This window comes from Streptomyces sp. NPDC048462 (assembly GCF_043200175.1).
Taxonomy (GTDB): Bacteria; Actinomycetota; Actinomycetes; order Streptomycetales; family Streptomycetaceae; genus Streptomyces.
Map to the genome: position 1 here is coordinate 198,322 of NZ_JBICXG010000014.1, position 8,290 is coordinate 206,611.

The 8,290-nt window shown below is 67.1% G+C and carries 9 protein-coding genes; 8 read left to right on the forward strand and 1 reads right to left on the reverse strand.

Going from position 1 to position 8,290, the window contains the following annotated elements; genetic code table 11:
* The first annotated feature begins 92 nt into the window (after positions 1-92).
* The 8 genes from ACGFU6_RS23860 (at position 93) to ACGFU6_RS23895 (ending at position 7,456) form a co-directional block, all read left to right on the forward strand.
* A complete protein-coding gene (locus ACGFU6_RS23860; protein ID WP_393613645.1) occupies positions 93-557 on the forward strand; it encodes a hypothetical protein in 465 nt (154 codons plus the stop codon).
* A 31-nt stretch (positions 558-588) separates the two neighbouring features.
* Complete coding sequence (locus ACGFU6_RS23865) at positions 589-2,184, forward strand: WXG100 family type VII secretion target (RefSeq protein ID WP_393613647.1); 1,596 nt, start codon at positions 589-591, stop codon at positions 2,182-2,184.
* A gap of 53 nt (positions 2,185-2,237) precedes the next feature.
* Entirely contained in the window at positions 2,238-3,497 is a 1,260-nt protein-coding gene (locus ACGFU6_RS23870) for a S8 family serine peptidase (RefSeq protein ID WP_393613648.1), read from the forward strand.
* A gap of 71 nt (positions 3,498-3,568) precedes the next feature.
* Entirely contained in the window at positions 3,569-4,324 is a 756-nt protein-coding gene (locus ACGFU6_RS23875) for a hypothetical protein (RefSeq protein ID WP_393613650.1), read from the forward strand.
* Positions 4,325-4,344: 20 nt separating this feature from the next.
* Positions 4,345-4,644 carry a hypothetical protein gene (locus ACGFU6_RS23880; RefSeq protein ID WP_073737214.1) on the forward strand — a complete coding sequence of 100 codons (300 nt, stop codon included), beginning with the start codon at positions 4,345-4,347 and terminating at the stop codon, positions 4,642-4,644.
* A gap of 15 nt (positions 4,645-4,659) precedes the next feature.
* Entirely contained in the window at positions 4,660-5,397 is a 738-nt protein-coding gene (locus ACGFU6_RS23885) for a hypothetical protein (RefSeq protein ID WP_393613651.1), read from the forward strand.
* A 527-nt stretch (positions 5,398-5,924) separates the two neighbouring features.
* Entirely contained in the window at positions 5,925-6,527 is a 603-nt protein-coding gene (locus ACGFU6_RS23890) for a PH domain-containing protein (protein WP_393613653.1), read from the forward strand.
* 167 nt (positions 6,528-6,694) lie between these two features.
* Positions 6,695-7,456, forward strand: a complete 762-nt coding sequence (locus tag ACGFU6_RS23895; RefSeq protein ID WP_393613655.1) for an SDR family NAD(P)-dependent oxidoreductase — start codon at positions 6,695-6,697, stop codon at positions 7,454-7,456.
* Between the two features lie 54 nt (positions 7,457-7,510).
* On the opposite strand, the gene ACGFU6_RS23900 is transcribed toward ACGFU6_RS23895, so the two are convergent.
* Positions 7,511-8,119, reverse strand: a complete 609-nt coding sequence (locus ACGFU6_RS23900) for a TetR/AcrR family transcriptional regulator (RefSeq protein ID WP_393613657.1) — start codon at positions 8,117-8,119, stop codon at positions 7,511-7,513.
* Between the last annotated feature and the right edge of the window lie 171 nt (positions 8,120-8,290).

Consider the following 8,290-nt stretch of genomic DNA (forward strand, 5'->3'; position numbering starts at 1 on the left):
CGACGGAACCGGCACGATGTGGGTGTGGGATGCGGCCGACGCATCCCACACCCACGCCTGCGGTTCCGCGGCACTTTAGGGGAGGTGCTTGCATGAGAGCTGAACTTCCGGGCGACGGATCACCCGCGTCCGATCTGGCGACGCCCAGCGAGTCTCTGCAGAAGTTCAAGATTCGCGTGGACAAGCTGCTGACGAAGCTCGACGGCTCACCGGCCGCGCACAGCCGCATCACCGAACAGAAGGTCGACAAAGCCGCGTACGGCACCGGTTTCCCGGAGGCCATGGGGCTGTCCAGCGCCTACGACATGGTGCACGCGCGCCTGGCGCTGCTGTCCAAGACGCTCGGTGATCAGCTGGAAGCGATGGGCATCACGGTCGATCTGGCCGACCGCGGGTACGACGGCGTCGACCAAGAGCACTCCGAGCGGCTGCACGCCATCCAGCAGCGCACGGAGGTCTACTACAGGAAGCCGGAAACCGACAAGGACTCCGGTGCGCCTGCAGAGGGCAACGACAAGCCCGGCGACGGTTCGTCCAGCGGTACAGACGGCTTGTAACACCTGAAGTGAACGGGGGACAGGGAAAACCATGGGCGAAAAGCTGCCACCACTCAACGCCTGCTACAACACCAGCAACTTTGAGAACGCGTCGTACCAGGAAATGCTCAACATGGTCACCGGCGTCAACGCCACGGCGATCATGGCCCGGGGCACCGCCCTCGTCGACGCGCAGACCGAGATCGAGAAGATCGGCACCGAGCTCAAGGAGCACGTCGGCCGTACCACCTGGAAGGGCGCGGGCGGCGACGCCTTCCGCGAGTGGGGCAACGGCTTCGCCAACGAGACCCTGAAACTCGCCGACTACGCCGGCACCGCGGGCACCTCGCTGCAGACGGCCGGCCAGGCCCTCAGCGAGGTGGCCAAGGTGGTTCAGGGGCACCCTGACGCCGTGGCGATGTGTTACGCGGACGAGGCGAAGGAAAAGGCCCGGATCAAGGCCGTCGAGACTGCGCGGAACGAAGCCATTCCGCAGATGAACAAGCTCGCCTCGTATTACATGATGGCGGAGCAGTCGATCTCCTCGCAGGAGGAGCCGAACTTCAAGCCGCTACCGGATGCAGCGGTGCCGAAGAGTCCGTACGAGGGCGGAAAGAGGGGTTACGGCTCCCCGGGAAGTAACTCCGGAACCACGGACTCGGTCGCAGGTACTCCGGGCGGTAACACGTCGAGGGTCGATCACCAGTACAGCACCGTGCGTCCTGATGGCGTCAGCCCGTCCTCCCCGGACGGCACCCCTGTCGTCCACACGCCGCAGCACGTCAGCGCGGTGCCCGAGGCCCCGGACAACACGGGCACGAACATCGACACGGTGACGATGCCGCAGACCCCGACGCCGACCACGCCCACCGGCGGGCCCCTGCCGCAGGGCCCGGGCGGCGGCGGGCACCAGTCGCCTCTTCCGCCCGTGATCCCCCCGCGCACCGGACCGTTCGGTCCCGGAGGCGGCCCGGTGCGTACGTCGCCCACGGGGCCGGGTGGCAAGGGTGACGTCGGACGCGTCCGGCCTCCGACGAACAACCCCGAGAGGAGCACCGTCTCTCCGACGGGCACCCCCGGCAGGGGTGGCGTCGAAGGCGCCCGGCCTCCCATGGGCACGCCCGGCAGGGGTGGCGTCGAAGGAGTCCGGCCCCCCATGAACACCCGGACCGACACCGGCATTCACGGCGGCACGCCGGCTCAGGGCGGCCGGGGCGGGGTCGGCCCGGCCCGGGGCACCGCGCGCGGGACGGTCATCGGTGGCGAGAAGCCTTCGACCTCGACCGGCCGCGGAATGATGCAGGGCCACGCCGGTGGCGCGCCCGGAATCGCCGGGGGCCGCGCCGGGGCCACGCGCCCCGGTGGCAACGCGCAGCGCCTGGTCAACGAGCCGGGCGGCACCGTGCGGGCACCACGCGGAACGCAGTCGGGGGCCGGCGGGGAATTCACCCCGGGCGGCACCGGGCTTGTCCGTGAATCGCCGCGATCAGGCGGAGCGATGGGCTCGATGGGCGGCGCAATGGGCGGGTCCCAGGGCAAACGGCGACGTCCTCAGCGGCGTGACGGCGAGATCCCGGACTATCTTGCCGAGGACGAAGAGACCTGGGGCACGGGAGACGACGGCGTGGTTCCCCCCGTGATCGACTAGTTCCGGTTTCGAAGCAGCAACGCCGGACGGCGGACAGAGAACGAGTGGGTGGCATGAAGTCAACGGTCAGGCGTCACCGCAGGCGAGCCTCGGCGGTGGTGTCCGCGCTGGGTGCCCTGCTCCTCCTCGGTGGCGCCATCGCCCCGGCCGCGTCCGCGGACACCATGCGCGATCGCGAGTGGTACCTGGACCGGATGCAGGCCGCCGAGATGTGGAAGGTCAGCACCGGTAAGGGGATCACTGTCGCTGTTCTCGATACCGGTGTGATTCCTTCTGTTTCCGAACTGACAGGAGGAAAGGTCCTCCCGGGGAAGAACTTCGTCGATCCGAAACTGGGTGCGCACATCGACGTGGAAGGGCATGGCACCGCCATGGCGATGCTCATTGCCGGGAACGGTGTGAATGGTCAGGGTGTGAAGGGCCTCGCGCCGGATGCGCGCATCCTCCCCTTGACCGTTTTCGGGTCCACCAAGGAATCGGTCACCAATAGCGCTCCGGCTGTCATCGCCGCCATCCGATATGCCGCCGACAGCGAAGCCAGAATCATCAACATGTCTTTGGGGTTCGAGGACTTCGCCCTTGAGGGGGGTGAGAAGGGCCAGATCCAAGAGGCAGTGGATTACGCCGTGAGGCGTGGGAAGCTGCTTTTGGCAGCGACCGGCAACAGGGGCGACAAGGACAACGGCGTCTCGTACCCTTCGGCGAGCGTTGGCGTCGCCGGCATCGGGGCCGTCGATAAGACGTCCTCGGTCACGAAGTTCTCGGTGTCAGGGCCTCAAGTGGCGCTCGCCGCCCCGGGCGAGGAAATCCCGATCCTCTGCGGTGGCGGTCAGGCGGGCTACTGCAGCAGCTGGGGCACCAGCCAGGCAACAGCCATCGCCTCCGCGTCCGCCGCCCTCATCTGGTCCAAGCACCCCTCCTGGACCGGTAACCAGGTCCTCCGCGTCCTGATGAACACCGCGGGCAAGCCGACCAAGGGCAAGGTCCCCAGCCGCTATATCGGCTACGGCACGGTCCGCCCCCGCCTGGCCGTCCTCGGTGACCCCGGGGACCCGGGCCCCGCCGATGTGAACCCCCTGGTCGCCGCCCGGACCCCCAAGAAGTCCCCGTCGCCCTCGGCGTCTGCGTCGGAGGCCGGCGGTTCCGGCTCCTCGAACGCCTCGAAGCAGCCGTCGTCCTCCGCCGCCTCGGAGACGTCGGATGACGGCAAGGGCATCGGCGCGATCGTCTGGATCATCGTCGGAGTCGGCGTGGTCGTCGTTGTCGGTGCGGTGCTCCTGCTGCGCCGAAGAGCCGCCGGTACCGGGCGTTGACCGAGCCATCGTGCACCACCCACCCCATCATTCCTACGCACCTGTACGCCCACAGGCCAGGAGGAGGCATTGTGAACGACGAATTCATAGAAGGCCTGAGGCAGTTCCAGCAGCAAGCCCTGAACCTGCAGAGCATGATGACGGACATGCAGCAGCGGGTGCCCCTGGGCGTCGAAGGGACGGACGCCCAGGGTGCCGTGACCGTACGGCTGGCGACGGACGGGCTTCCGGAATTCATCAGGGCCGCATCGGACTGGCAGCGCAGGCAGGAACCCGAGGCTGTCGGTGCCGCCGTCAGTGAGGCTTATGGAGCGGCCATGAGTCAGCAGATGACGGCATGGGCCCAGGCTTTCGAGGACAGCGACTGGCAGGGCAAGGCGGACCGACTGGACAGCCAGTCCGCTCAACCGGAGGCCTCGGCCGATCCCGCAGCGCAGCCCGACATTCCTGAGCGGGACCTGCGCTATGTCGTCTCTCGTCCCCTCGACGTGCTGGCCGAGGATGTTCTTTCGGCCTTCGACGTGGTGGACCGGATGGACGAGACGGCGTCCGAGCCGGCCGAGGTCGAGGGAACGTCCGCCGGCCGCCATGTGACCCTCGCGGTGACCAAGGGCGCTCTGCGCTCCTGCGAGGTAGATCGGCAATGGGCGGCCGGACAGTCGTACATCGCACTGAACCAGGCTTTCGAAGAGGCCCTCGGAGATGCCAGGGGCAAGCTGAACAGCGCTGAGGCTGCCGGCGCGGATGCCATTGCGGGCCTGCAGGTGGACAGCTTGCTTGATGAGGCGCTGGCCATACTCCGAAATCCGCAACGTTTCATTGACTGAGTTCCGAAGGGTAGGTCGAAATGGCAGATCTGAAGCACATCACCGATGCGCTGCGGACCGAAGCGGGTATGTGGGACAAACAGAGCGCTTCCATGGGGGAGGTGGCCCGCGCGGCTGACGGGATGAGGCTCACACGCCTTGAGGCCGGCCTGTTCCAACTCGTTGTCACCAACTACAACGGGGCCATCGATCACATCTCGGCCCGATGCTCCGAGGGAGAAAGTCGCATGGCGGAGGTCGCGGATGCATTGATCAAGAACGCGAACGCCTACGACAATCACGAGGCGGAAACCACCAAATCCGTCGAAGACGCCTACTGATAAGAGGAGTTCGAAATGGCGTTCAATGTGGCTCAAACGCAGGCGACAACAGAGAAGTTGAACACCGGCGTTACGACGATGTCGGCCAAGTTGGATCTCATCGGGCCGGCCGTCGAAAAGGCGATGAACCATTGGTACATTCCGGATGCCATCGCCAAGCCGGTGATCTGGGCTGCGAACAAGCTGATCGAGCTCGGATCCTGGATCCTGGACAAGGTCATCGAATGCCTCAAGGGCGTTGCCGCGCCAGTGATGTTCTTCTTGGACGCGCAGGACTGGCAAGGGTCGTCGATCCGGGGGAAGGCCTCGGGCGTTGCCGGGAACGTTGCGGGGGAAGCACTCAAGGCACCCCTCAGCTGGACGGGCGAAGGCGCCACGGCGTACACCGGGGCCGTGAAGGGTCAGCCCATCGCAGCCACTCAGATTGAGACGACCTCCGACAAGCTTGCCACGGCATTGACGCTCTGCGCGGTGGCCGGAGCGGCATTCTATTTGGCGCTGCTGGCCGTTCTGATCAAGGCCATCCTTGTCATGATCGCGGCTGCTGCTGCCGCGGCCACCGGAGTAGGGGCGCCGGTGGGCTTTGCGGCTGCCGTAGGCGAAGCGCTGTCGGATGCCGGCATCATCACCGGCCTTGTGGTAACGCTGGTGGGGGTGCTCACAGCGCAGGCTGGTCAAATGGCCGTTGCCAAGGGTGAAGCAAACGACAACAGTGCCTTCCCGGGAGGCAAGTGGCCGTCCGCGACTGTTTGATGCAGGTGCGGCGCTGCCGAATTGATTCTGCTAGCTCGGCAGTGCTTGATGATGCCGAGAAGGCAGGATCTTCTGAATGACGGGTGATGGTTCCGCATGTACTGGATTCGAGTACCGCTTTGGTGTGCCTCCCTGGCCTGCTTCTATGTGGTGTTCGCTGTTCGGCCTCATAGTCTGCCGCTGATTATCCTTCTTTGCGCCCTGTTCGTTCTCCTTCCGAGCTGTGCCGAGGGCTACGCGCAGCGGCGGCGCCAGAAGGACTGGTACGGACAGTACGGGTCCACCGACGCATTGCGGTCGATCGTGACGGACGAGGCGGAACTTCGCCGGATCCGTGACGAAAAGGGGTTGCTGGTGGCTGCCCGCCGATTCAGGCGCCAATTTCCTCGGTGCCCCTTGCCCGAAGCCCTGAAGCTGGTTCAGTCGCTGTGACCGCTCCCGGCCCTGCCCTGCGGCCGACAGCGTTTCGTCGTCGGTGAGTTGCGCGCCGCGCGCTGGGTGTCCGGGACCAAGTGAAGGAGAGCGTCATGGCCACACCGTTCAGGGATGTCGCCGAAGGGCTGTTTCTCCCCGCCGAGCGGGCGCGGCGGGGCTGGTTCTACGTCGGCTTGGTTCTCGCCGGGATGCTCTGTCTGATTCTTCTGGAAGTGCTGACGGCCTTTGTGGTCGCCTTGCTGATGGGGGATGACGCCATGGAAACGGTGGGCTTGCTGGGAATCTTCGGATATGCGGCCATACCGGGGTTCGCGGCAGTGGTGGCCGTGGTGTGGCTGATCGTGCTTGTGGGCCGGCATCCGGGGCTGCGCATCGATTCGGCAGGTGTGAGCAAAGTGTGGGGTGACCGCACTCAGACCGTCCCGTGGGCCGTTATCGACAAGGTCCGGTTCAATAGCAGGCGGAGCTACCTGCTACTGGTGCCGAAGCCGGGCGTGTACCCGGGGGTGCCGAATGGCGTTGTCGGGGAGCGGGTGATTCTGATCCACTCACTCGGGCACGCCCTCTGGAGCCGCCGGAGGCCGACTCACCCTGACTTGATCATTGACGCGGTCGAGCGGTTCGCCCCCGGAAAGTTCACCGATCCCTGGAACCCGGGCAAGGGCCGCGCCAACGGTGCGAGCGCCTCGGCGTAGTCGGGACAGAGGCAGTCCGGGACCCCGCTTTTGGACTTGCAGGTCCATTTTTGTCGTCGCACAGTGGCTGTGCGCCCTGATCGTCATGGGGCGACCCGTCCGGTCGAACGCTGCCGGCGGTCCAGCCGTTCGGTTTCGCAGCGGCGAACCAGAAAATGGAGAGAACCATGTCTGTGCGGCTTGCGGGCAAAACCGCCCTTGTCACCGGAGCGACCAGCAACCTTGGGCGTGCCATCGCGGAGGCCTTCGCCGCCGAGGGGGCGTACGTCGTCGTCTCGGGCCGCAGCGCCGAGCGCGGCGCGGAGGTCGTCGACGGGATTCGTGCGCGCGGTGGCCGCGCGGAGTTCGTGCGGGCCGACCTGGACGGCAGCGCCGACGCTTCGCGGGCGCTCGCCCGGGAGGCCGCGCGGGTGCTCGGCGGGCGCATCGACGTCCTGGTCAACAACGCCGGCATCTACCCCCGCAACACCACGGTGACCGTTGACGAGAAGACCTTCGACCAGGTCTACGGGGTCAACGTGAAGGCTCCGTTCTTCCTGACCGCCGCTGTCGCGCCCGCCATGGTGGAGGCCGGGGGCGGGGTCATCGTCAACCTGGGTTCCTGGATCGCGCGTTTGGGCATTCCCGGCGCCCTGTACAGCTCCACCAAGGGGGCGGTGGAGACGCTGACCCGGGCCTGGGCCGCCGAGTTCGGGCCGCAGGGGGTCAGGGTCAACGCGATCTCCCCGGGCGTGGTCCAGACGCCCGCACCCGGCGAGACCCACCCCGGCGAGATCATGATGAAGGGCACCCCCGCAGGGGAGATGGGCACCCCTGAGGCCATCGCGAACGCCGCCGTGTACCTCGCCAGTGATGAGTCCTCGTTCGTGCACGGCATCGTGCTCGACGTCGACGGCGGCCGCACCACCGTCGCCGTCATCGCCGCCTGACGCACCCCGCACCGCCGGTCCCGGGCTCCAGGCGTTCCGGGGCGGCCGCCCAGCTCACGCCGTAGCGCCGCCCGCGCGGCGCAGGTCCGCGATCCCCTGGTCGAGAGCGGCGCGCAAGTGCGTGGACCGGCCCGTCGACAGCAGGATCGACACGCCTCCCTGGATCCCGGCCAGCAGCGCCGCGGCCCTCGTATCGGCATCGACGTCTGCGGGCAGCTCACCGGCGGCCTGCAGGGCCCGGATCCCCGCCGCGAGGCTCTCCTGCCAGCGGCGCAGCAGCTCGACTACGATCGCCCGCGCACCGGGAGTCGAGCGCCCGATCTGGAGGAACAGCGAGCCGAGCGGACACTGGTCGCCCTGCGCCTCGTAGCGCCGGACCACCGCGTCCCGCCACTGTTCCCAGGACTCCCACGAGTCGAGGCGGCCCAGGTAGGGCTGCTGGTCCTCCAGGACCTGGTCCGCCTCGAACTGGGCTACGGCGACGAGGAGTTCGTCCTTGCCCGTCGGGAAGTAGTGGAACAGCTGGCTCTTGCTGGTGCTGGTCCGGGCCATGATGTCGTCCAGGGTCGCCGAGGCGATGCCCCGCTCCCGCAGCACCGCCGCGGCCCCCACAACGATGCGGCTCCGCGTCGCCCTGCCCTTCGCCGTCAGTTTTCCGGGCACGACCCACCTCCACGAACGTAATGGACTAACTGGTCCAGTGTAGGTGTGCACACGGAGGAGGGGCCGACCCCTGATCGGATGCTGTTGGCGAATGCCCCTTCGTTCCGCCCCATCGGATTTATCCGGTGGGGCGGAGTGCTGCGAAGTGTGAGGTGCGTGTTGGGGCGAGTG

What these genes read in the sequence shown, in the direction of transcription:
- ACGFU6_RS23870 (WP_393613648.1), top strand. Translation starts at nt 2,238, where the DNA reads ATGAAGTCAACGGTCAGGCGTCACCGCAGGCGAGCCTCGGCGGTGGTG.
- ACGFU6_RS23880 (WP_073737214.1), top strand. Translation starts at nt 4,345, where the DNA reads ATGGCAGATCTGAAGCACATCACCGATGCGCTGCGGACCGAAGCGGGT.
- ACGFU6_RS23890 (WP_393613653.1), top strand. Translation starts at nt 5,925, where the DNA reads ATGGCCACACCGTTCAGGGATGTCGCCGAAGGGCTGTTTCTCCCCGCC.
- ACGFU6_RS23860 (WP_393613645.1), top strand. Translation starts at nt 93, where the DNA reads ATGAGAGCTGAACTTCCGGGCGACGGATCACCCGCGTCCGATCTGGCG.
- ACGFU6_RS23895 (WP_393613655.1), top strand. Translation starts at nt 6,695, where the DNA reads ATGTCTGTGCGGCTTGCGGGCAAAACCGCCCTTGTCACCGGAGCGACC.
- ACGFU6_RS23865 (WP_393613647.1), top strand. Translation starts at nt 589, where the DNA reads ATGGGCGAAAAGCTGCCACCACTCAACGCCTGCTACAACACCAGCAAC.
- ACGFU6_RS23885 (WP_393613651.1), top strand. Translation starts at nt 4,660, where the DNA reads ATGGCGTTCAATGTGGCTCAAACGCAGGCGACAACAGAGAAGTTGAAC.